Annotated in this window: 23 protein-coding genes and 1 pseudogene; 6 read left to right on the forward strand and 18 right to left on the reverse strand. The window is 42.9% G+C overall.

All coding sequences use genetic code 11. The features are described from left to right. Positions 1–124: 124 nt before the first annotated feature. The 11 genes and pseudogenes from dedD to SLS51_RS12995 form a co-directional block, all read right to left on the reverse strand. On the reverse strand, positions 125–808 hold the full coding sequence (gene dedD / locus SLS51_RS12950) for a cell division protein DedD (RefSeq protein ID WP_323839038.1): 684 nt from the start codon (positions 806–808) through the stop codon (positions 125–127). Then, complete coding sequence (gene folC, locus SLS51_RS12955; RefSeq protein ID WP_323839040.1) at positions 798–2,096, reverse strand: bifunctional tetrahydrofolate synthase/dihydrofolate synthase; 1,299 nt, start codon at positions 2,094–2,096, stop codon at positions 798–800. The genes dedD and folC overlap by 11 nt, the downstream gene beginning before the upstream one ends. Next, positions 2,089–3,033 carry an acetyl-CoA carboxylase, carboxyltransferase subunit beta gene (gene accD / locus SLS51_RS12960; protein WP_323839042.1) on the reverse strand — a complete coding sequence of 315 codons (945 nt, stop codon included), beginning with the start codon at positions 3,031–3,033 and terminating at the stop codon, positions 2,089–2,091. Before accD ends, folC begins: the two co-directional genes overlap by 8 nt. Positions 3,034–3,135: 102 nt before the next feature. Next, on the reverse strand, positions 3,136–3,825 hold the full coding sequence (locus SLS51_RS12965; RefSeq protein ID WP_323839044.1) for a DedA family protein: 690 nt from the start codon (positions 3,823–3,825) through the stop codon (positions 3,136–3,138). A 46-nt stretch (positions 3,826–3,871) separates the two neighbouring features. Further along, on the reverse strand, positions 3,872–4,666 hold the full coding sequence (truA, locus tag SLS51_RS12970; protein ID WP_323839120.1) for a tRNA pseudouridine(38-40) synthase TruA: 795 nt from the start codon (positions 4,664–4,666) through the stop codon (positions 3,872–3,874). Between the two features lie 41 nt (positions 4,667–4,707). Next, a complete protein-coding gene (locus SLS51_RS12975) occupies positions 4,708–5,721 on the reverse strand; it encodes an aspartate-semialdehyde dehydrogenase (RefSeq protein ID WP_323839046.1) in 1,014 nt (337 codons plus the stop codon). A 51-nt stretch (positions 5,722–5,772) separates the two neighbouring features. Then, positions 5,773–6,900 (reverse strand): 4-phosphoerythronate dehydrogenase PdxB, encoded by a 1,128-nt coding sequence (gene pdxB / locus SLS51_RS12980; RefSeq protein WP_323839048.1) that lies wholly within the window; start codon positions 6,898–6,900, stop codon positions 5,773–5,775. A 90-nt stretch (positions 6,901–6,990) separates the two neighbouring features. After that, a pseudogene (locus tag SLS51_RS12985) lies at positions 6,991–7,080 on the reverse strand (AraC family transcriptional regulator); the annotation flags it as partial. A 132-nt stretch (positions 7,081–7,212) separates the two neighbouring features. Continuing rightward, positions 7,213–7,608 carry a hypothetical protein gene (locus tag SLS51_RS12990; protein WP_323839050.1) on the reverse strand — a complete coding sequence of 132 codons (396 nt, stop codon included), beginning with the start codon at positions 7,606–7,608 and terminating at the stop codon, positions 7,213–7,215. A 91-nt stretch (positions 7,609–7,699) separates the two neighbouring features. Continuing rightward, positions 7,700–7,954, reverse strand: a complete 255-nt coding sequence (locus SLS51_RS24135; RefSeq protein WP_369293941.1) for a colicin Z C-terminal domain-related protein — start codon at positions 7,952–7,954, stop codon at positions 7,700–7,702. Positions 7,955–7,962: 8 nt separating this feature from the next. After that, positions 7,963–8,112: a hypothetical protein gene (locus SLS51_RS12995; protein WP_207631884.1), complete on the reverse strand. Its 150-nt coding sequence runs from the start codon at positions 8,110–8,112 to the stop codon at positions 7,963–7,965. A gap of 392 nt (positions 8,113–8,504) precedes the next feature. On the opposite strand from SLS51_RS12995, the gene SLS51_RS13000 reads away from it, so the two are divergent. Beyond that, positions 8,505–9,419 (forward strand): DMT family transporter, encoded by a 915-nt coding sequence (locus SLS51_RS13000; protein ID WP_323839054.1) that lies wholly within the window; start codon positions 8,505–8,507, stop codon positions 9,417–9,419. Here the strand turns inward: SLS51_RS13000 and SLS51_RS13005 are convergent. From SLS51_RS13005 to SLS51_RS13015, 3 genes are all read right to left on the reverse strand, one after another. Continuing rightward, the gene (locus tag SLS51_RS13005) at positions 9,400–10,821 is read right to left on the reverse strand and encodes a sensor histidine kinase (protein WP_323839056.1); all 1,422 of its coding nucleotides are present in this window, start codon (positions 10,819–10,821) and stop codon (positions 9,400–9,402) included. The two genes, SLS51_RS13000 and SLS51_RS13005, sit on opposite strands and share 20 nt — an antisense overlap. Further along, complete coding sequence (gene tctD, locus SLS51_RS13010; RefSeq protein ID WP_323839122.1) at positions 10,808–11,485, reverse strand: transcriptional regulator TctD; 678 nt, start codon at positions 11,483–11,485, stop codon at positions 10,808–10,810. The genes SLS51_RS13005 and tctD overlap by 14 nt, the downstream gene beginning before the upstream one ends. A gap of 336 nt (positions 11,486–11,821) precedes the next feature. Continuing rightward, complete coding sequence (locus SLS51_RS13015) at positions 11,822–12,478, reverse strand: DUF7424 family protein (protein ID WP_323839059.1); 657 nt, start codon at positions 12,476–12,478, stop codon at positions 11,822–11,824. Between the two features lie 376 nt (positions 12,479–12,854). Between SLS51_RS13015 and SLS51_RS13020 the strand changes: the two genes are divergently transcribed. The 3 genes from SLS51_RS13020 to SLS51_RS13030 are packed head-to-tail and all read left to right on the forward strand — an operon-like array spanning position 12,855 to position 15,811. Further along, on the forward strand, positions 12,855–13,835 hold the full coding sequence (locus SLS51_RS13020) for a Bug family tripartite tricarboxylate transporter substrate binding protein (RefSeq protein ID WP_323839061.1): 981 nt from the start codon (positions 12,855–12,857) through the stop codon (positions 13,833–13,835). Between the two features lie 13 nt (positions 13,836–13,848). Continuing rightward, entirely contained in the window at positions 13,849–14,280 is a 432-nt protein-coding gene (locus tag SLS51_RS13025) for a tripartite tricarboxylate transporter TctB family protein (RefSeq protein WP_323839064.1), read from the forward strand. A gap of 10 nt (positions 14,281–14,290) precedes the next feature. Continuing rightward, positions 14,291–15,811, forward strand: a complete 1,521-nt coding sequence (locus tag SLS51_RS13030; RefSeq protein ID WP_323839066.1) for a tripartite tricarboxylate transporter permease — start codon at positions 14,291–14,293, stop codon at positions 15,809–15,811. A gap of 234 nt (positions 15,812–16,045) precedes the next feature. On the opposite strand, the gene fabB is transcribed toward SLS51_RS13030, so the two are convergent. Beyond that, positions 16,046–17,260, reverse strand: a complete 1,215-nt coding sequence (fabB, locus tag SLS51_RS13035; RefSeq protein ID WP_323839068.1) for a beta-ketoacyl-ACP synthase I — start codon at positions 17,258–17,260, stop codon at positions 16,046–16,048. Between the two features lie 1,242 nt (positions 17,261–18,502). Between fabB and SLS51_RS13040 the strand changes: the two genes are divergently transcribed. Beyond that, positions 18,503–18,709: a hypothetical protein gene (locus SLS51_RS13040; RefSeq protein WP_323839070.1), complete on the forward strand. Its 207-nt coding sequence runs from the start codon at positions 18,503–18,505 to the stop codon at positions 18,707–18,709. After that, entirely contained in the window at positions 18,666–20,708 is a 2,043-nt protein-coding gene (mnmC, locus tag SLS51_RS13045; protein ID WP_323839071.1) for a bifunctional tRNA (5-methylaminomethyl-2-thiouridine)(34)-methyltransferase MnmC2/FAD-dependent 5-carboxymethylaminomethyl-2-thiouridine(34) oxidoreductase MnmC1, read from the forward strand. The genes SLS51_RS13040 and mnmC overlap by 44 nt, the downstream gene beginning before the upstream one ends. Before the next feature lie 74 nt (positions 20,709–20,782). Here mnmC and SLS51_RS13050 read toward each other — a convergent pair whose 3' ends face one another. Genes SLS51_RS13050 through SLS51_RS13060 form a run of 3 tightly spaced genes read right to left on the reverse strand, consistent with a single transcriptional unit; the run spans position 20,783 to position 22,463 of the window. Beyond that, positions 20,783–21,061: a YfcL family protein gene (locus tag SLS51_RS13050; RefSeq protein WP_323839073.1), complete on the reverse strand. Its 279-nt coding sequence runs from the start codon at positions 21,059–21,061 to the stop codon at positions 20,783–20,785. Between the two features lie 24 nt (positions 21,062–21,085). After that, positions 21,086–21,637: an elongation factor P hydroxylase gene (locus SLS51_RS13055; protein WP_323839075.1), complete on the reverse strand. Its 552-nt coding sequence runs from the start codon at positions 21,635–21,637 to the stop codon at positions 21,086–21,088. A gap of 22 nt (positions 21,638–21,659) precedes the next feature. Further along, positions 21,660–22,463, reverse strand: a complete 804-nt coding sequence (locus SLS51_RS13060; protein ID WP_323839077.1) for a sulfite exporter TauE/SafE family protein — start codon at positions 22,461–22,463, stop codon at positions 21,660–21,662. Positions 22,464–22,517: the final 54 nt, after the last annotated feature.

Genomic DNA, 22,517 nt, shown 5'->3' on the forward strand with positions numbered 1-22,517 from the left:
ATTTCCTATCCCGCTGAAAATAATTAAGGCGACGAATTTGAATCATCATCATCGCCGCAGTCACTTAATATTTACTTCTTCATGATAGTTGTCCTATTTGTCACATAGGCATCACCCACTTTTATTACGGCCTGTAACTCCTTACCTGCCCTTGTAACCCAGTCAAACTTTTCAATTCTGATAATGCCGAGTCAAGTTGGTGCTTAGAAGCATTCGGACCGACATATATTCTCGTTAATTGCCCCTGAACCGGAGAGGAAGGAACCGTATAAACCTGATAACCAGACAAACGTAGTCTGGCAACGATTTCATCTACCTTTCCGGCATTTTTCAAAGCACCCAGCTGTACGATATAAGCCTGCCCTTGCGGGGCGGCTTCAACCGGTTTAACTTCAGGTTTCGGCTCTGGCTTAATGTTTGGTTTAGGTTTAAGCGCCGGTGCTGGCAGCTTCGTATCTGGTTTTGGTTCAAGCTTAATCTGTGGTTGAGGCTTCATTTCTGGCTGAACAGCAGGAGGGACTATCGGCGCAGGCTGAGGAGTGGTAACCAATGGTATTTCCTGCTGCTCCAGTGTTTCTGGCTGCAATGCCTCTGTCTCATCTTCCAGAGGCACTGATAATATTGGTGGATTAAGAGGAGGTATAGAGTCAATTTCTTGCTCATCCCCTGGCTTTGGAACCAAGGGAATTGATGCAAATTTATCTTCGTTATATTTCTTGTTGCCGTCTAACAACGCAGGCAGCACAATGACACCCAATGCTACCAACACAATTGTACCCACCAAACGATTCTGAAATTTACTTGCCACTTCCTTTCTCCCTGTCCAGAGCCTCCATGACATATGCTACCGTGTGGAATGAGCCACAAACGACAACAATATCTTGCTCATCAGCATCAGCCATCGCCTGATGCCAAGCACTTTCCACATCAGTAAATACTCGTGGCTGTCCAAGATGCTGAGCCAGTGTCTGTGCATCTGCACCACGCTGCTCAGTCAACGGAGCGCAATACCACTCATTTATTTGCTGTGACAGGCAAGTCAGCGTACCGGCAATATCTTTATCACCTAGCATACCCACTACACCAAGGATTCTACTGCCCGGCTGACAGGGCAACTGGGCCAATTTCTGTACCAGATAAGCCGCCGCATGGGGATTATGAGCCACATCCAAGATCAACAATGGATTTTCACGAACTATCTGGAAACGCCCAGGCAACTGCGCTTTCTGTAGCCCTTGATGGATTGCACTCTCATTAATAGCTCGACTGACTTTATCATCTTGTCGTAACAAGCAACAAATAACACCCATCGCCGTTGCAGCATTCATCAGAGGAACATTTGGCAAAGGTAGGTTGCTAAATAGCCTATCATCAGATTGCCAGTGCCAATTTTTATCCTGTTGAGAGAAACGCCAGTCAACGCCACAACGGAACAACTTGGCTCCTAATTCACCCGCAACTTCCGCAATAGAAGATGGCATATCCGGCTCACCAACCACGGCAAAGCGATCTTTACGGAAAATACCTGCTTTCTCACGACCAATATGTTCGCGATCGGCACCCAACCAATCAATATGATCAATTGCAATACTGGTAATAGCGGCAATATCGGCGTCCACAATATTTGTCGCATCCAGTCGCCCACCTAAGCCGACTTCTAAGATGACCACATCCAGACAAGCTTGTTTAAACAGTTGCAAAGCCGCTAATGTGCCATATTCAAAATAAGTCAGCGAAATATCACCGCGACGAGATTCAATATCCGCAAATACACGACAGAATTCCTGTTCAGGTAACTCTTTACCCTGAATACGAACTCTTTCGGTATAACGTACAAGATGCGGAGAGCTGTAAACACCCACTCTCAGCCCAGCCGCCAACAGAATAGATTCTATCGTGCAACAGGTAGTACCTTTACCATTAGTACCAGATACGGTTATCACTTTAGGTGCAGGATTAACCAACGCCAAAGTTCGGGCAAGTTTCCCCACACGCTCAAGCCCCATATCAATGGCCGTAGCATGCAGGTTCCCAAGGTAGGAAAGCCACGTCATCAATGGCGACGTGGCTTGAGGAATTTGTAAAGTGTCAGACATCTTCTTTATTGGTACTTATTTGAATATCCGCCTCAACATCAGCGGGTTCGGCCACAAATTCAGCAACAATTGGCTTAGTACCTGGCTGCGACTGATGAGTTAGTTTAGAAAGTAAACTGGCAAGTGTGTCACGCATTTCAGGGCGACGAACAATCATGTCAATTGCCCCCTTTTCCAGCAAAAACTCACTACGCTGGAAACCGGACGGTAATTTTTCACGAACAGTCTGCTCAATCACTCGTGGCCCGGCAAAACCAATCAATGCCTTTGGTTCAGCAATATTGATATCACCCAACATCGCCAGACTTGCTGAAACACCGCCCATTGTTGGATCGGTCATGACAGAGATATAAGGCAAACCGCGTTCCTGCATTTTTGCTAAAGCAGCACTGGTTTTCGCCATCTGCATCAGTGACATCAATGCCTCTTGCATACGAGCGCCACCACTGGAAGAAAAACAAATCAGAGGACAATTGTCTGCCAACGCCTGTTCTACGGCACGGACAAAACGGGCACCAACAACCGAAGCCATGGAACCGCCCATAAATGCAAATTCAAAAGCAGCAACAACAACTGGCATACCACTCAGGGTACCTTTCATCACGACTAGCGCATCTTTTTCTTGGGTTTGCTTCTGCGCTGCTGATATACGATCTTTATACTTTTTGGAATCGCGGAATTTAAGAATATCTTTTGGCTCTAATTCCCCTCCTAATTCCGCCGTTGCCCCTTCATCAAGGAATGTAGCCAAGCGGGTACGCGCCGAAATACGCATGTGATGATCACATTTAGGGCAAACCTCAAGATTGCGCTCTAGCTCAGCACGGTAGAGCACCTGACTGCAACTATCACATTTAGTCCAAACCCCTTCTGGGATATTCGCTTTACGCGTTTGGGTAATGTTGCTTTTATTAAGAATTTTTTCAATCCAGCTCATTGAATGATCTTTCCGTCTGAATCTGGCTTATGCCAGTTTTGTTATTGTGTGCCATTAAACCACAATGCTATTACAGTGTGGATAAAAAACTGCTCAAACCTGTTACCGGTTATCACTCTTCTGCTTCATCACCGCACGACGATGACGCCAGATTTCAATCACTCCGGGCAGGATTGAAATAAAGATGATAGCGACAATCAACAGTTTCAAATTCTGTTGTACCATTGGCATATCACCGAATATATAACCAGAATAGGTGAATAACAGTACCCAAACTAGTGCGCCAATCACGTTATAAGCAGCAAAACGACGATAAGACATTTTCCCCATACCTGCAACAAATGGTGCAAATGTTCTAATAATGGGTACAAATCGCGCCAAAATAATTGCTTTCCCACCATGTTTTTCATAAAACTCATGTGTTTTATCTAAATAACTGCGGCGGAAAATTTTTGAATTTGGGTTAGTAAATAACCTTTCGCCAAAAATGCGACCAATAGCATAGTTCACCGCATCACCAATAATAGCCGCAGTAATCATCAATACCACCATGATATGCACATTCAGATCATTTGAGCCCAGAGCCGCTAAAGCGCCGGCAACAAATAACAGCGAATCTCCCGGCAGAAACGGAGTAATCACCAATCCTGTTTCACAAAATAAAATCAGAAACAGAATGCCATATACCCAATCACCATATTGTGCAACCAGCTCGGCTAAATGAATGTCAATATGGAGAATGAAATCAATAATAAATTTGGCAAAATCAACAAAATGAGTCAGAAATTCCATAATATTCCCCGCTATGCCAAAACATCCGTGTCGGCAACTAGAAATGTTAAATCAGATCATCTGCCAAAAACAGAGGCCCCATAACAGCGCCAGGCAAATCAAATTGCACCGGATAATCAACAGCAACCAGATACAACCCTGCTGCTTTTGCCGTCGCAGCGGCTTTCGTCCGATCTTTTAAAGCAAGCAACTGGGCCATCCAGTTAATATCCTGATTCCCACAGCCAATTTCCATCAGACTACCCGCAATATTACGCACCATATGATGCACAAAAGCATTGGCTTTAATATCTATGACGACGTAATGTCCGTAACGATTGATATTAATATGCATCACATTACGCCAAGGCGTTTTAGATTGGCATTGAACTGCACGGAAAGAGGTAAAATCATTTTCCCCTAATAAACATTGCGCAGCTTGATGCATCCGCTTTTCATCCAGTGGATAGTGAAAATGGGTCACACCATTGGCCAGCACTGCTGGACGATAACGATGATTAAAAATAATGTAACGATATCGCCGAGCAGTTGCACTAAAACGGGCATGGAAACCGTCATCCACGGTTTTCACCCAACGAACAGCAATATCCGGCGGTAAATATACGTTCACGCCCATTGTCCACGCCGCATCCTTGCGCTGAACAGACGTTTCAAAATGCACAACCTGCCCTGTTGCATGTACTCCAGCATCGGTCCGACCAGCACAAAATACCGATATGGGTTCATCGGCAACTTTTGATAGTGCTTCCTCAAGGCATCCCTGAACACTTTTTACTTCCTGCTGACGCTGCCAGCCATAATATCGGCTGCCATCGTACTCAATTCCCAATGCAATTTTCATCTTTGAATCTGGCACAGATCCTGTTTGTTCTGTACCGAACATCAGTAAAATTGCTCCTGAATCAGTTTTTCCGCTGTCTCAACAGCCATTAATGCACCACCAAACCGGATGTTATCGGCCACAGACCAGAATTGTAATATTTCCGGCATACCATAATCATGGCGCAAACAACCAATACTCAGCACATCATTACCCGATGCTTCTGTCACTGGAGTTGGATAATCGCCTTCATCTGATGCAACGTTAATATCAACCATCCGCTCTAATTCTTCTCGTGCTTCTTCCACCCCAACCGGACGCAATGTTTCCAAATGGACTACTTGAGCATTGCCATAAAAAACGGAAGACTGAACGCAACTCACTGAAATGGGTAATCCCTCATCCTGTAAAATTTTGCGTATCTGATCCACAAGGAGACGCTCTTCACGCACAGAACCTTCAGCATCTGTTGGCAACGGCAAAAGATTAAATGCCAGTTGTTTACTGAAACGACCGGGCTCCGAAGGGATGCCATTAAGCAAACGAGCACTCTGCCCGGCTAATTCATCAACTGCCGCTTTGCCGTGAACAGAAACAGAAAACAGATTAGTCAAATGCAAACGTGCAATTCCAGCCGCATCCACCAGCGGTTTAATGGCTGTCAGTACCTGACTGGTCATACTATCTGCCAAGGCAATAATATTTCGGTTACGATAATCCGCCAAAACATGAGGATTCACCCCCGGAACAACTAAAGGTACATCAGGTTCCATAGCAAACAACCCACTGCTATCGATAACCAAACAACCTTCTTCTGTCGCTTTTTCAATATATTGTGTCGTGGCCTCTAACCCAGCCACAAAAAAAGCGAGCTGTACCTGTGACCAGTCAAAATCAGCAGCATCACCAACAACAAAATTTTTGCCATTAAAACGCAGGCTTTCACCGGCACTGCGCTCACTGGCGAGAGGGTACAATTCACTAACGGGAAACTGACGCTCTTGTAATAACGCCAATATCGCTTTACCTACTGCCCCTGTCGCACCCAATAGGGCAATATTCCAACCTTCTGACATGTTGGTTTTCTCCATCTATCTTTCTGACATGCAGATATATTTCTGCACGGATTAAATCAGTTCTGTACTGAAACCAAGAGCAGCTAGCAACTCAGCACTCTCTCTATTATCACAACATACAGTTAGGGATGACCATTCCCGGCGTTCTAAATAGTTTTTACGCAAATAATCAAATTGCCCTTTTTGATCAGCAACTTGCCGTAACGGGGTATCATCGCGGCGTACATCATACACTAAATGCATCAACCGCTTCAGTGTACTTTGAGTGACATTTCCATGCAGGGTAACCCGGCTGAAATCTGGCTCTGGCAAGAGATCAGATAAAGCCACTTTACGGGGTTGACCAAGGAATTCACAGTAAGCTTCAAATACCTGTGTGGTACCACGCGCTTTACCTTCGAGGGTATAACCCGCGATATGCGGTGTACCAATATCAACTAATTCCAGTAATGGTAGGGATAAATCAGGTTCCGGCTCCCAAACATCCAGAACAACACTCAGTTTCTTGCCGCGTTTCAATGCAGCAAGCAGCGCTTGATTATCAATAACTTCACCGCGACTGGCGTTAATCAATATGCGGTTATCCGGCAAAGCCGACAATAATTCAGCATCTACCAAATGGTGTGTTTTGTAGGGGCCCGATAGATTCAATGGAGTATGGAATGTCAGAATATCCGCCTCTTTGACCAATTTTTCCAGTGGACAAAATTCACCGATATCCCCTCTGGCAGCTCTTGGCGGATCACATAAAAGTGTCTGGATACCAAGAACGGCTAACCGTTCCGCCAGTCTACTTCCGACATTACCGACACCGACGATTCCGACAACTTTATCCTTAAGCTCAAAATTATCACGTTCAGCTAGCAACATTAACGCTGAGAAAACATATTCAACCACAGCAATGGCATTACATCCCGGCGCCGCTGAAAACCCGATTCCAGCCTGAGATAACCACGACTGATCCACATGATCAGTCCCTGCGGTAGCCGTACCGATAAATTTTACCGCGCGGCCTTTCAGTAATTCTTCATTAACTTTAGTCACTGAGCGGACCATAAATGCATCAGCATGATCCAGTACACCTTCCGGTACCGCACGCCCCGGAATAGCTTGTACATCCCCCAATTGCTGAAATAGTTGATCAGCATAAGGCATATTTTCATCAACCAGAATCTTCACTTAATTCCATCCTGTGGCATTAAAACGGACGTAGCGAACTATTCTGCCATTTAATTATAACAAAACCCATAATAACGGTTTCTTTTGTTGCTAACTTTTCCTGAAACGTTCCGGTGTCGTGCCTGCCAATTGCTGAAACATAGCGATAAAAGCAGAAGATGAGCTATAACCCACATCAAAAAAGTTGGCTGTATTCACGCCCCCCCGATCACATAGTGATCTATGCTCCCGGGGATTCGTTTCCTTACCGTCGCGATGCATCTTGAAATCCATAGGGTATAATTGATTTTTTAGCAAGGAACTGATTACTATTTAGTTTTTCAATATATCAACGATATTCATGGCTTGTTGTGTATCTTTTACCGCCATTCTGAATGAAGGGCCTAAAGCAGTTTGGATGGTATTCAATATAATAGGTATACCTTTGAATGATATTGTCACTTGGGAGCCGATATTTTTATTGATTAATGTATCAAGGTAGGGAAAACAGGGCTTATTTTTTTTTACCACTATTGCTAATTGGTTATTACCGCCTTCATCTACCCCTATATAATCGATTTGATCTGTACAGGCTCGGGTTAAGATAAATTTATCACCGGATGAGAATGTAAATTTCAATCCATCTTCTCTTTGTACTTGTTTATCTGGATTACTAGAACACCCTGTTATGGCCGATATAAGTAACATAATAACCAATAAATTTCTCATAATTTTGATCCTACTATACTGAACGATTTTACAGAATATAGCCCTACTTAAAGTTCGGGTAGGGCTGCAATTAACAGTATATTAAAATAAATTACCAAGTAATTCTAATGTTTTGTCCTATAGAATGACTTTTACACCTGATTCTATCTGTTCCTATTCCGCCGTTACTACGGACCAGATAATCACCAGGGCCTATAGTTTGTATCGTTTTTAGTGTTGGTTCATCTACATATTGTATTTCAACGGAAAAAGTGGATGGAGCCTGTGATTCTGTATCGAAAGTATATCTATACCCGTTATCCTTCAAGTTGCCTCTTTGTTGGCTGCACTCGCTCACCCCGGTCACATAGTTACCTATGCTCCCGGGGATTCACTCCCTTGCCGCCGCGAAGCATCTTGAAATCCATAGGGTATAACACCGTGGCTGTTACTACCAAACCATCCTTGTAAATCAATCCAAGGCCCCCAAAAACCGGGTGGAGCATAAGCTTGAGCTGCTGGCATATTTAACTCCTTAAATATAAAAAGTTAGTTATGTTGGCAAAAAAACGATATCTCTGTCTGGTTTAATCTGATTGATCAGCGCCGGTGATCCCATATCATTATTGCAACACGGTTTAGTACTACAGCCGTAGATACCAGAAAGTTGCATTTTCTTTGATGCTCACAATTCTGAGAAACCGCATGAATTAAGCTTTTCTATGAGTGTCTTTTCTGTTAAGAGAAATAAGTACGGCTGTCGTATTAGGCCACGGCGAATTGATGATGTTACTTGCTTCCATCTCCTACGCACTCTTTGGCGTATTAACCAAACATAAATCCATAGGATATGTATATAATAAATCAGACACCATTAGACTAAACACACTCATTTTTATCTCAATGCGACTATCTATATGAATATAATTTTCCCGTTTCTAGCAGTCCTGATTTGGTCAATTAATGCCGTAGTAAGTAAAGCCTCCGCTACAGCTATTGATCCGGCGGCAATTTCTTTTTATCGCTGGTTCCTAGCCTTTCTCACATTAACACCCTTTGTTGTACTCTCTGTCATTCGTCGATGGAAAACAGTCTGTCAATATTGGTGGAAATTATTAATTCTTGGCGCACTTGGCATGGTACTTTATCAAAGCCTAGCCTATTACGCTGCACAGAGTATCAGTGCAACATTTATGGGAATTCTTAGCTCATTGATTCCTCTTTTGACTGTTGTCATCAGTATATTTGTTTTACGTGCTATCCCCACTGTCGGTATTGCTCTTGGTACCATTCTATCTCTGTCTGGTTTAGTCTGGTTGGTCAGCGCCGGTGATCCCATATCATTATTGCAACACGGTTTAGGCCGCGGTGAATTGATGATGTTGATTGCTTCCATCTCCTACGCACTCTATGGCGTGTTAACCAAACACTGGTCTATTCCATTACCCAACTGGCAATCCCTGTATGTGCAGATTGCTTTTGGCGTCCTGCTATTGCTGCCAAATTTCCTGTTGACCAAAGATGTTCAATTGAATGCCGACAATATCTCGTTAGTCTTATTTGCCAGTATTCCAGCCTCGATCATTGCTCCCTATTTATGGATACAAGGTGTCATAAAACTTGGCGCTAATACTGCTGCCATATTTATGAATTTAACACCGATATTTACAGCTATTATCGCTATTCTGGTGCTACATGAAAAAATGCATAGTTACCATCTGATTGGTGGCAGCATAACACTGCTAGGGGTCATACTGGCACAACAATTACGCATTCCTCTTTTTAATCGTAAAACAAAAAAACCTCAGAAAATTAATCATCAGAAAGCCTGAAAGGAATTCTTACTAATAAACCGCCCAGTGTTTCACTGGGCAATAATTGGGGATGAGTACCATGATAAATACCGATATCTTTTACCAGAGCTAATCCTAATCCTGCCCCTTCATGCCCCGCAGCATTATCAAGGCGATTAAAAGCCATCAGAGACAAATTAACTTCTTCTTTAGCAATCCCTGGCCCACTGTCATCCACTTCCAAATAACAGTATGTCTTACAAGAGTTCAGAATCACTCTAGTCGTAACAATGCCACCTTCCGGTGTATATTTAATTGCATTGTCCAATAAGTTAGCACACATTTCCGTCAGTAATACAGCTTCCCCCTTGATCCATTGAGCATTTTCGCCTTCATAACCCAAATCGATATTCTTACTTTCAGCCTGTTGCAAACGAGAAAAACATGCCTGTTGCAACAATTCGACTAGATTAACCGGCCTATAATCCCGAACGGCTTCCTTTTCATGCGCTTTCAAACGAGAGAGTTGTAATAAACGATCCGTCAGAGAGATAGTGTTATCCAATGTACTATCAATGGCCTGTAAGCTTTCTTTCCATTGCATTGGATCTTTGCTGGCAAGCGCTACCGCTACTTGCGTTTTTAATACTGTTAATGGTGTTCTAAGTTGGTGAGAAGCATCCGCACTGAACCTCTCCTGCCGACTCACCATCAATTTTAGTCGCTCTATATAACGATTAAATGCATATAACAATGGGGAAAGTTCCGACCAAGGCAACATATCCGGTAACGGAGTCAGATCATTAGCGGGACGACGGACCATGACGCCAGAAAGTTTATGTAGTGGTTTAAGTAACTGCTTCAACAGAAAATAAGCCAGAATCAGAGTCAACACAACCACGGTTCCTTGGCTCATCAAAGAAGATATTAATAATTGTTGAGCAAGATAATGACGGGAAGCCACTGTTTCAGCAACTAGTATCAACGCCATTCCCATCATTCCCCCTTCATTGATCGGCTGATAAAGAGCAGCAACCCTAATAGGATGTCCGTGATATTCAGCATCATAGAAATAAACTAAAGCCGTGTATAAATTGGAGCGAACCGTATCTTTAGGGATCAAAGGCAGATCATCATAACCGGAAATGATTTCCCCTTCGGGTGATAACACCTGATAAAACAGCCTATCATTCATATTTCGCTCAAAACTATCCAGAACCACATAAGGTACATCGACAATTAATTGGTTATTCTTAACAGTCAGCCGTTCTGCCACAGTTCGAGCAGATGCCAATAAAGTACGGTCATAAGCCAATGTCGCCGCATTCTCTGCACTAAAATAATGGGTGCCAACCGATAAACAACCCAACACAAACAGTGGAACACCAAAAAACAAGAGTAACTGATGAAACAATGAGTTCGGTACTTTAAACCATGTCATCTTTTTGGCGCTCCAGACGATAACCTAATCCCCGTAATGTACTGATCCCCACATTACTGCCTGACAATTTTTTCCGAATCCGGTGTACATAAAGTTCAATACTTTGTGGGTTTGCTTCATCTGACAGTGCAAATACCTGTTCAAAGAGCTGTTGTTTAGAAACAGGCCTCCCCCGACGATGGAACAATGTTGTCAAAACCGAAAGTTCCCTTGGTGTCAAAGCCAATGGCTCATCGTTCAGAACAAAGTAACCATCATCCTGATAAATAAGGGAGCCGAATGTCAGCGTCTCCTGTAGAACACTTGCACTACGCCGAAGTAATGCCCGGATACGTGCTTCCAATTCCTGTAAATCAAAAGGTTTCGTCAGGTAATCATCGGCACCAGAATTAAGCCCTTTCACTCGATCAGAAACATCGGCTTTCGCCGTTAATAATAATACCGGCAAATTTTGCCCACGCTTACGCAAACGAACTAACAGAGAAAGCCCATCCAACCTAGGCAAAGAAACATCCAGAATCAATAATGCATAGTTTTCTGTCTGTAATAATTGATCAGCAACTATGCCATCACTAGCAACATCTACAGCAAATCCTGAACTACTCAGTGCTTTTTGCAGCCAATGCAATAATTCAGGGTGGTCTTCCACTAAAAGTAAGCGCATATATTCAATATCTAATCGATTAATATAAATATACCCATCATCTTTCAAGTTGCCTCTTTGTTAGCTGCACTCGCTCACCCCGGTCACATAGTTCGCTATGCTCCCGGGGATTCACTCCCTTGCCGCCGCGATGCATCTTGAAATCCATAAGGTATAAATATAATTACAGACATAACTATATTTCCAGTTTATATCGCCACACCTATTTTTCTGAAAAATAGTCAGACACTAACTCAATTCAACTCAATTCCATTTTCATACCCCAATACCTCGCTATAAATAACAGGATATTTTGTCATACCGAATTAAGTAATAGCTCTCTATTACCGTTTCCATTTATTCAGATATTGCCATGAGCACAGGAGTAAAATCAAAACGTTCATCCAATGCAGACGCCACAGAGACATTAGACAAAGTGAGTTTTATTTCACTACCTACTTTTAAACTAAAATCCGATATCACCATCGGCTCTTTATCATTAAGAAATGCAGATAACCCCGTCATTTTTAAAACTTTATCGGTATCATTCTTAATATTAATTGAGATTTTGGTCTTTGATGCCATTGAACTATCTATCTGGTTAATTTTCTTCTTCATCTCTTTTGGCACGCTTATCACCAAGATATCTGCGCCATTACCGTAAAGATGAATGCCCTTAGTAGAACCAGTTATACTTGAACGCCCTACACTCACAGGAACTTTAAAGTAAGCAAACGAATCCATACTTTTTCTAAAACATTCCACGTATTCCGCATTGGCAAAAATAGCCGGCACTTTTTCTTGAGTGTCTAACAATGATTTTGATGGTTGTCTGGAGTCTTTATAATCACCACAGGCACTGACTTCAACTAACAAATCAGATGTCACCGTTTTAACTTGTTCAGATAACAGTTGGTTAACAGATACCGAAGTACTGAGTCCTGTTTTACATCCCGCCAAAGCAAAAGCCATAGCACTACCCATAGCACTACAAAGAATCAATTTTCTCATCATTTCCTCAATTCAGATTTCCTCAAGATAAAGTCTGATTATATTCAATAAATTTTCCATTTAATTTGACACATTGCATAAATAAATAATTACCATTTGCATAATACCTCCTTAGTCGAATGTAAAGTTACCGCGAGTAAAACAGAGCAACATCAAAGCTACGAGAAACTTACAACAAACCAAAACAAAAAAGGAAGCCTGTAGCCATTTGTAAACTCATTAATGCGAAACGCTACGCAAATTTAAGCGATTGAAATCACATATCAACAACTTTTCTTGTTAATGAAAGGTAAATGAAAGGTTTTGTTATTACTAATTAAGTCAACCAGGTCTGTTTGTAGTGATTATATCTTACAAGCGTATTGATGAGAGCAAACAAATGAAAATTATAACGATCAAAATGTTAGCCGCAACCGCTTTACTATTTAGCACAAGCAGTGTTTTTTCTGCCAGTGCACCTAACCGGACCGAATGTATTGCCCCTGCAAAACCGGGGGGCGGGTTCGACCTGACTTGCAAGCTGGTCCAAGTTTCACTACTGGATACGAAAGAGATCAGCAAACCTATGCGTGTCACTTTTATGCCTGGTGGTGTCGGTGCTGTCGCTTACAATGCTATCGTCGCACAACGACCTACTGAAGCGGGAACCATTGTCGCCTTTTCTGGCGGCTCTCTGCTCAATTTGTCTCAGGGGAAATTTGGTCGCTATAACGTTAACGATGTTCGCTGGCTGGCAAGTGTTGGTACTGACTATGGAATGATCGCTGTCCGTGCCGATTCACCTTACCGTACCCTGAACGATTTGATGAATGCTTTTAAGGATAATCCCAACAGCATTGTATTTGGTGCCGGCGCTTCTATCGGTAGTCAGGACTGGATGAAAACCGCACTGCTGGCAAAAGAGGTTGGAATTGATCCTCACAAAATGCGTTATGTCGCTTTTGAGGGAGGTGGTGAACCTGTTACCGCCCTGCTGGGTAATCATATTCAGGCGGTTTCCGGTGATCTGAGCGAGATGGTACCTTATCTGAATGGAGACAAAATCCGGGTTCTGGCTGTTTATGCAGATAAACGACTGGATGGTGATTTAGCCAATATTCCTACTGCCAAAGAGCAAGGTTATGACTTGGTATGGCCGATTATCCGCGGATTTTACATGGGACCAAAAGTTTCTGACGAAGAGTATCAATGGTGGGTTGATACTTTTAATAAACTACAACAAACAGATGCTTTTAAAAAACAACGCGATATCCGTGGGTTGTTCGAATTCAACATGACCGGCAAAGAATTGGACAGCTATGTGAAAAAACAGGTTGAACAATATCGTGAACAAGCCAGAGCTTTTGGCTTAGCCAAATAATAGAGTTATCATCATGAGCGATCGTATCTTTGCTACTATCTGGTTAGTACTCTGTGCCATTGGGATGGTTATTGGTTGGGGAATTCAGAGCGAATACACTTATGAACCTCTAGGGCCCAGACCTTTCCCAATGATCATTCTGTCTCTGATGGCACTCTGTGCTTTACTACTACTTTTCAAAAAACCAGAGCAGAGCAATTGGCCTAGTGCCCCCGTTATCCGTCGCCTAATGCTGTTGATTCTCTCTTTGGTTATTTATGGTTGGTCATTCGAGTGGCTTGGTTTTCCTCTGGCTACAGCGCTGCTGACATTCAGTGTCGCGCTGTTGTTTAACGCAACACTGCCTGCCGCAATCATTTCTGGGGTGTTCCTTGGCGTCACGTTATATTTCGCCTTTGATCGCTTACTTGACGTAACCCTGCCTCTCGGTAGCTGGCTCAACTGACGGAGAATTTATGGAAACCTGGATGTATCTCAGTCAAGGTTTTGAAGTTGCAATGGTACCGCAAAACCTGATTATTGCTTTAATTGGCTGTTTTGTCGGTACGATTGTTGGGCTGCTACCGGGGCTTGGGCCGATTAATGGTGTCGCGATTCTGCTGCCACTGGCTTTCGCTTTAAAACTGCCTGCTGAATCTGCCCTGATCTTATTGGCAACTGTTTATATCGGTTGTGAGTATGGTGGGCGTATATCATCGATTCTGCTGAATGTTCCCGGTGATGCCGCTGCCATTATGACCGCATTAGATGGTTATCCGATGGCCAAACAGGGCCGTGCAGGTGTGGCGCTGTCTATTTCCGCGGTGAGTTCTTTCTGTGGTTCTTTGCTGGCAATTTTCGGCATTATTTTGTTTGCACCATTACTGGCGCAGTGGTCACTGGCTTTCGGCCCTGCTGAATATTTTGCACTTATGGTTTTTGCTATTGCTTGTCTGGGTAGCATGATGAGCCAGAATCCGCTGAAATCACTATTAGCAGCATTAATAGGATTGGGTCTGGCAACTGTCGGAGTAGACGCCAACACCGGGGTTTATCGTTTTACCTTCGACAATGTTCATCTGTCAGATGGCATTCAATTTATTGTTGTGGTAATAGGTCTGTTTTCTGTCAGCGAAATTTTGCTGATGTTAGAGAGTACCTCCGCCGGCAAAACCATTATCCGCAAAACAGGCCGTCTGCTGTTCAATCGCAAGGAAGCGGCTGAATGCGCCATACCAACGCTTAGGTCATCCTTTATCGGTTTCTTTGTCGGTATTTTGCCTGGCGCAGGAGCGACTATTGCCAGCGCAATTACCTACATGACTGAGAAGAAGCTCAGTGGGAATAGCGATTCATTTGGTAAAGGTGATATTCGCGGCGTAGCAGCACCAGAAGCGGCTAATAATGCCTCGGCCTGTGGCTCCTTTATTCCAATGCTAACATTAGGAGTACCAGGTTCAGGCACCACTGCCGTTATGATGGGGGCATTAACGCTCTATAATATTACGCCTGGGCCGGGAATGTTCACTGAACAGCCGGATATCGTCTGGGGGTTAATTGCGGCTTTATTGATTGCCAATATTATCCTACTGATTATGAATATCCCAATGATAGGTCTATTTACACGGATGCTCACTATCCCACTCTGGTTTCTTGTTCCAGCTATTGCTACTGTTTCAGCGGTTGGTGTATACGCCATACACAGTACGACATTTGATCTTCTGTTGATGGTAGGGTTGGGTATTTTTGGCTACATTCTGAGGAAGATGAATTTCCCGATGTCGCCATTAATCCTCGGTTTCGTATTGGGAGAAATGCTGGAACAAAATTTACGTCGCGCACTTTCTATTAGTAACGGAGAATTTAGCATTCTGTGGAGCAGCACAATTACTCAGAGTTTATTGATACTAGCAGCTCTGGTTCTGATTATTCCACCAATATTACGAATTATCCGCAAGCGCCGTATTCAGCAAATGGCTACTGAAAACAAAACGTAATAAATAAAAGCCTATACCCTATGGATTTCAAGATGCATCGCGACGGCAAGGGAGTGAATCCCCGGGAGCATAGATAACGATGTAACCGGGGTGAGCGAGTGCAGCCAATAAAGAGGCAACTTGGAAGATGACGGGTATACACAAAGGTGACTCGCTGTACGCGGTCACCTAAGATGCATCAAATAACGACCCTTGTTGTTTGGACACGATCGAAATAGCCTGTGATGAGGGAAATTAAGCTGAATACTTACTCATCACCAAAGAAGCATTAGTACCACCGAAACCAAAACTATTGGACATTACCGTATTCAACTTTTGCTCAGTAGGTTTAGTGATGATATTCATGCCTACCGCTTTATCATCAAGATCTTCAATGTTAATACTTGGTGCAATAAAACCATGCTCTAACATTAGTAGGCTATAAATCGCTTCGTGTACACCAGCAGCACCCAGTGAATGGCCGGTCATCGCTTTTGTTGCAGAAATTGCCGGTGTTGTATCACCAAAGACTTCACTGATCGCTTCCAACTCTTTCACATCACCCGCAGGAGTAGATGTACCATGCGTGTTCACATAATCAATGGAACCTTTCACACCTTGCAGTGCCATATTCATACACCGAACCGCACCTTCGCCAGATGGAACAACCATATCCGCACCATCAGAGGTTGCTCCATAACCAACAATTTCAGCGTATATGTGCGCGCCGCGTGCCAATGCATGCTCCAATTCTTCCACAACAACAATACCGCCGCCGCCAGCAATAACAAAACCATCACGGCTCTTATCGTAAGTACGGGACGCTTTTTCTGGCGTTTCGTTGTATTTCGTTGAAAGTGCACCCATTGCATCAAATTCACAACTCATTTCCCAACAGAGTTCTTCACCACCACCGGCAAAAACAATATCCTGTTTTCCTAACTGAATAAGTTCAGCTGCATGACCTATGCAATGGGCAGAAGTAGAACATGCAGAACTGATAGAGTAGTTTACCCCTTTGATTTTAAAGGGAGTTGCAAGGCAAGCTGACACACCGGAAGCCATTGAGCGGGTTACCATATAAGGTCCCACACCACGCAAACCACGAGTACGCATCCCATCAGCACCCGCAACCTGGTTATGCGGGGAACCACCACCAGAACCGACTACCAATCCGCTACGAATATTGGAAACCTGATCATCAGCCAGACCAGAATCTTTAATTGCCTCTTCCATCGCCAGATAAGCATAAACAGAGGCATCGCTCATGAAACGCTGAATTTTTCGGTCTATCAATCCGGAGGTATCCAGTTTTACATTACCCCATACATGGCTTCTCATTCCTATCTCTTTGAATTTTTCAGAAAAAGTTATCCCGGAACGACCTTCTTTCAGAGATGCCAGTACTTCTTTCTGATTATTACCAATGCTGGAAACAATACCCAAGCCAGTGATCACTACACGCTTCATTAAATACCTCATTAAATATGTTTATCTGCTGGATTTCCATCTATGCTATGTAGCACTTTAGCGTACACTTGTACGCTGAACAAGTCCGATCAGGATAAAATTACGAAGAAAAATTCACCTCTCTAAAAATCCCAAATATGTTTTCACGTCAAAATAACTGTTAACTTTCATAGAATACAGTAAAAAAGATTTAGATTTTAATAGATAAAAATAAATTTCAGATAGGAATTATTTTGGTAAACAATAAGATCAAAAACACTCATAATTTCCATCAAAAACTTAGGTTAAGGATAATAATATCAATGCAATACACATAAATTTGTCAAGCATCCGAATAATGATTAGTAGGCTTATATTTATATAGAGGTTGCTATACTTGCTATTTTTATTAAATTTCTTGCTAATTAGAAACAAATTTAATAACTGAGAATAATAAGGATGAATAAAATTTTCATGAAATGAATCAATCCCTATGTTATATTACTCACTGAATTACGTAAAATACTCAAGCTTACAGTAACAAATGTTTTAGAACAGAAAATTTTCTGACTTTATCAACTGATAAAGCCATTATTCACACAAAAAATGATGGTAATTATGCTATGTCATATGCAAATGGTCGGTTCATTGTAAGACCTAGGTAACTTTACCTAATAATCCTAATGGGGGTTAATAATGAGAGGACTTGGTTATCTTCTACTGAGCGTTGGTATCATATGGATCTTAGTGGCTTTTAATATGGACATAAATATTTTATCACAATACAGCAACAAATTTAACAAAATTGAACCAATTGCCTCACAACAAAATCATATCCTAATTGGCGCATTCATCACGCTTTACGGATTAATTATGATTATATCCAGTAAAAATCAGCGGTTATTAGAGTCTATACCCAATAGATTTCAAGATGCATCGCGACGGCAAGGGAGAGAATCCCCGGGAGCATAGATAACTATATGACCGGAGTGAATGCAGTCAACAAAAAGGTAACTTGAAAGATAACGGGTACAGCAAAAAATCAGAAACAAACATCTATTTTTTTCTAATCCTTATGCTCCTCAAGGAAAGAGAAATAAATGAGAATATCAATGGACTAATCAGTCAATACTTTCCAATAAATAAACTTTTATAATAAGGGAATGGGCTTGTAATTTATATTAGCAACATATGAGTCAGCTTCGCCGTTTCCACCTCCGTCTTAACACGTTGAATACTGTCTATCCGGATTAGGTGTTCAGCATGGAAACAGCAATATTAATGCTTAATGCCCCTGCTTCTTCCAATAACCGCACATACCGCAAGCAAGGCTCAGCACTTTTCCACCCTTTTCTTCTGCCAGGTGGTACATCAACCCCAACCTCGCTAAAATCGCATTATTATCAGCAATATTACAGGCATTACCGTGAAAAATTCTGCTATTTGTACCGCAACCCTAAGTTGGAATGATCAAGGTACTCCAGTTTCAACACAGTTTGATGACGTTTACTTCTCAAATCAGGATGGGCTGGAAGAAACCCGTTATGTATTTCTCAACGGTAACCACTTTCCCCAACGATTCTGCACCCATTCCCGTTCTAGTTGTGTAATCGCGGAAACCGGCTTCGGAACGGGATTAAATTTTCTGACACTCTGGCAAGCATTTGATGCATTTCGACAGCAAAATCCTGATGCGCCATTGAAACGTCTACATTTCATCAGTTTTGAGAAATATCCACTGAAAACCAATGACTTAAAAGCCGCTCATCAACGTTGGCCTGAGCTTGCAATTTTTTCACAGCAACTTTGTCAACAATGGCCTCAACCACTGGCTGGTTGCCACCGATTGATTATGGCGAATGGCGCTGTCACATTGGATTTATGGTTTAGTGACGTCAATGATCTGTTACCAACAATGGATTCCAGTCTTAACGGCAAAATAGATGCCTGGTTTTTAGATGGCTTTGCGCCTGCCAAAAACCCGCAAATGTGGAGTGAACAGTTGTTTGCTGCAATGGCACAATTTGCCCATCCAGAAGGCACCTTTGCAACCTTTACTTCTGCTGGTATCGTCCGTCGCGGTTTACAACAAGCTGGTTTTAATGTCAGTAAAATCAAAGGATTCGGACGCAAAAGAGAAATGCTTACTGGGGTTCTGGCAACTCAAAAGTATCAGCCACTACTAGCACCTTGGTTTGCCCGGCCGCCAGCAAGCCACACCGATGATATCGCTATTATCGGCGGAGGAATTGCCGGTATTCTTACCGCACTTGCGCTATTGCGTCGTGGAGCACAGGTGACTCTTTATTGTCAGGATGCAGCCCCGGCACAAGGTGCATCTGGTAATCGCCAAGGAGCACTTTACCCGCTACTGAACGGTAGTAATAACGAACTCGAAAAATTCTTTATCTCCGCATTTACCTTTGCTCGCCGCCAATATGAGCAGTTATCAGCGCAGGGAATTAATTTCGACCATCAATGGTGTGGTGTCAGCCAGCTTGCTTATGACGAAAAAAGTAGCAAGAAAATTGAGAAAATGCTGGCAACAGAATGGCCGAATGAACTCGCTATCGGTATGAATTGTCACCAGTTGAGTGAAAAATGTGGGCTAGATATTCATCACCACGGCATTCACTATCCACAAGGCGGATGGCTATGCCCGGCTGAACTCACTAAAGCAGCAACAAAGTTGGCACAACAGCAAGGAATGCTCTGTTGCTTCAATCATCAAGTTACTGCGCTTAACCACAACCAACATGGCTGGCAACTGCATCTTATGGATCAAGGACAACCATTAAACGCACAACACAAAACGGTGGTGATTGCCAACGGTCATCATCTACCTCAATTTGAACAAACCGAGAAACTACCGGTAACTGCTGTGCGTGGTCAAGTCAGTCACATCCCAACCACAACTGATTTGAGCCAATTGCAAAATGTGCTTTGCTACGATGGTTATATGACACCGGCTAATCCAACCAATCAACACCACTGTATCGGCGCCAGTTATCAGCGTCATCGGCTTGATAGTGAATATTCTGAAACAGAACAACAGGAGAACCGTGATCGATTGCTGAAATGTTTACCTGATGCCGAATGGACAAATCAGGTTGATATTTCTGCTAAACAATCCCGCCAAGGTATTCGCTGCGTTATTCGCGACCATATGCCAATGGTGGGAAATGTGCCGGATCTCAATAAAATAATGACAGATTATCAAGATTTACCAGAAAAAATCCGCACAGGGAGCCCCATTACAGATGCACCCTGTTATTCCAATCTATTTGTTATCGGGGCATTAGGTTCTCGTGGATTATGCTCTGCGCCACTCAGTGCAGAAATTCTTGCCGGGCAGATCTTTGATGAGCCATTACCACTGGATAATGAAACACTAGCGGCTCTTCACCCAAACCGTTTTTGGATCAGAAAACTACTGAAAGGCCGTAAAGTGAAAATTGAAAAGCCATAAGGAACTGCACCACCAACTATCAGATATTCATATGAATTTGGCTAGTACAGTTCGTTTTCTGCCTGTTAATAAAATTATTGAGTTTTAGCGTTATCCAATAGGCGCTGCCAGGTATTAAGAACCAAAATCTGATCCGGTGGTGCCAATTCTCCCGCTTTAATCGCATTTTGGATACTTTCTTCAACACGGTCATGAAGCTGTTCAGCCGTATGCGCACCTTCCTGCTCCAATTCTGCTACCGCTAAAGTGAGATGCCCGCGGAGATAACCACCAGCAAACAATTCATCATCACTGGCATGATCTACCATGTCATCAATTTGCGCCAAAATACGCGTTTCAAACTTAGCGAGCATTATTTTTCCTCAAATTCAGTATTCTCAATCTGCGAATATATTTTCCGGATAGGGAAAATGTTCCGCTTTCAATGGGGGCGTATTGTAGAACGAGTGCAACCCCTGAATAAAGCACTCCGCTCTTGCAGGTATCCCCTGCGCTAAATAATCCATGATCTGAGCATGAACTTTACGCTGAAAAGCTAATCTGTCAGGTTCAAAATCCCCTTCAAGGTTGTCACAACTGACATTAAACGGAAAACCCGCCGCAGTACAAAACAACCAATCAAGTGCTTGTGGTTTAATTTCTACTTTTTCAAATTCACTTTGCGTCTGTGCGTCACGCCCATCCGGGCAATACCAGTAACCAAAATCCACTAGTTTACGGCGTTCTTTACCTGCAATGCACCAATGAGCAATTTCATGTAATGCACTGGCGTAGAAACCATGAGCAAACACAATCCGGTTATAGGAGACCTCTTCATCTGCCGGCAGGTAAATAGGTTCGTTGTCACCTTTAACCAAACGCGTGTTGTATTCGTTACCAAAATGGCGATTAAAAATATCAATAAGTTGTTGATAGTTATGCGTTATCATGAATTAAAAACAAAACCCTGAATCAGAAATAAAATGCCAGCCAGCTACGGATCGTATCGCCGTGATTATCATTCAGTAACTTAATACTCATCAAAAAAGAGATAATGACAATCATAGGGCGAATCAACTTCTGCCCATGAGTCAAAACCAAACTTGCGCCCAACCTCGCACCAATCACCTGCCCTGCCAACATCACAAGGCCCAATACCCACAAAACTTGACCGCCAAGGATAAAAAGCGCCAGTGAACCTATATTAGAAGCAAAGTTCAGTACCTTAGCATGAGCAGTGGATTTCGCCAGGTTATAGCCGCACAACACAACATAAGCTAACGCATAAAACGAGCCAACACCGGGGCCAAATATGCCATCATATAAACCAAGCCCACTCCCGACAAGCAAGGCGAAGAGCACCGGCGTCAGGCGACGATGGCGATCTTCTATACCAATGGCTGGCGTCAAAAGGAAATAAAGACCAATGATAATAACCAAAACTGGTAATAGCTGGCAGAGAAAATCTGGTTTTATAAACTGGACAATAATTGCACCAACCATTGAGCCAAGTAATGTCATCAGTATGGCAAAGCGTTGAGATTTGAGATCAACCTCACCGTAACGAACAAAATAGAGGCTGGCTGAGAAGGAGCCTCCCACTGCCTGCAACTTATTGGTCGCCAACGCCTGCACCGGAGAGACACCAACGGATAACAGCGCTGGGATGGTCAATAGACCGCCGCCACCAGAAATCGAGTCAATAAATCCAGCCATCACTGCAACCAGAAAGAGCAGAACGTAAACTTCCGCACCTAATGACAATAACCAGTCCATATTTCATCCCATCACAAGAAGCCGCTTATCAACATTAAGCTACCCATTTCAGTC

It is taken from the genome of Photorhabdus africana (assembly GCF_035181445.1).
GTDB lineage: Bacteria > Pseudomonadota > Gammaproteobacteria > Enterobacterales > Enterobacteriaceae > Photorhabdus > Photorhabdus laumondii.

Excerpts from the sequence above, each read along its gene's own strand:
- SLS51_RS13015 (WP_323839059.1), bottom strand. The coding sequence starts at position 12,478 with ATGATGAGAAAATTGATTCTTTGTAGTGCTATGGGTAGTGCTATGGCT.
- SLS51_RS13025 (WP_323839064.1), top strand. The coding sequence starts at position 13,849 with ATGAGCGATCGTATCTTTGCTACTATCTGGTTAGTACTCTGTGCCATT.
- SLS51_RS13050 (WP_323839073.1), bottom strand. The coding sequence starts at position 21,061 with ATGCTCGCTAAGTTTGAAACGCGTATTTTGGCGCAAATTGATGACATG.
- accD (WP_323839042.1), bottom strand. The coding sequence starts at position 3,033 with ATGAGCTGGATTGAAAAAATTCTTAATAAAAGCAACATTACCCAAACG.
- SLS51_RS13005 (WP_323839056.1), bottom strand. The coding sequence starts at position 10,821 with ATGACATGGTTTAAAGTACCGAACTCATTGTTTCATCAGTTACTCTTG.
- SLS51_RS13040 (WP_323839070.1), top strand. The coding sequence starts at position 18,503 with ATGGAAACAGCAATATTAATGCTTAATGCCCCTGCTTCTTCCAATAAC.
- SLS51_RS13060 (WP_323839077.1), bottom strand. The coding sequence starts at position 22,463 with ATGGACTGGTTATTGTCATTAGGTGCGGAAGTTTACGTTCTGCTCTTT.
- SLS51_RS13030 (WP_323839066.1), top strand. The coding sequence starts at position 14,291 with ATGGAAACCTGGATGTATCTCAGTCAAGGTTTTGAAGTTGCAATGGTA.
- SLS51_RS12990 (WP_323839050.1), bottom strand. The coding sequence starts at position 7,608 with ATGAGAAATTTATTGGTTATTATGTTACTTATATCGGCCATAACAGGG.
- folC (WP_323839040.1), bottom strand. The coding sequence starts at position 2,096 with ATGTCTGACACTTTACAAATTCCTCAAGCCACGTCGCCATTGATGACG.
- tctD (WP_323839122.1), bottom strand. The coding sequence starts at position 11,485 with ATGCGCTTACTTTTAGTGGAAGACCACCCTGAATTATTGCATTGGCTG.
- SLS51_RS13000 (WP_323839054.1), top strand. The coding sequence starts at position 8,505 with ATGAATATAATTTTCCCGTTTCTAGCAGTCCTGATTTGGTCAATTAAT.
- SLS51_RS13020 (WP_323839061.1), top strand. The coding sequence starts at position 12,855 with ATGAAAATTATAACGATCAAAATGTTAGCCGCAACCGCTTTACTATTT.
- fabB (WP_323839068.1), bottom strand. The coding sequence starts at position 17,260 with ATGAAGCGTGTAGTGATCACTGGCTTGGGTATTGTTTCCAGCATTGGT.
- SLS51_RS12995 (WP_207631884.1), bottom strand. The coding sequence starts at position 8,112 with ATGCCAGCAGCTCAAGCTTATGCTCCACCCGGTTTTTGGGGGCCTTGG.
- SLS51_RS12975 (WP_323839046.1), bottom strand. The coding sequence starts at position 5,721 with ATGTCAGAAGGTTGGAATATTGCCCTATTGGGTGCGACAGGGGCAGTA.
- truA (WP_323839120.1), bottom strand. The coding sequence starts at position 4,666 with ATGAAAATTGCATTGGGAATTGAGTACGATGGCAGCCGATATTATGGC.
- SLS51_RS12965 (WP_323839044.1), bottom strand. The coding sequence starts at position 3,825 with ATGGAATTTCTGACTCATTTTGTTGATTTTGCCAAATTTATTATTGAT.
- SLS51_RS13055 (WP_323839075.1), bottom strand. The coding sequence starts at position 21,637 with ATGATAACGCATAACTATCAACAACTTATTGATATTTTTAATCGCCAT.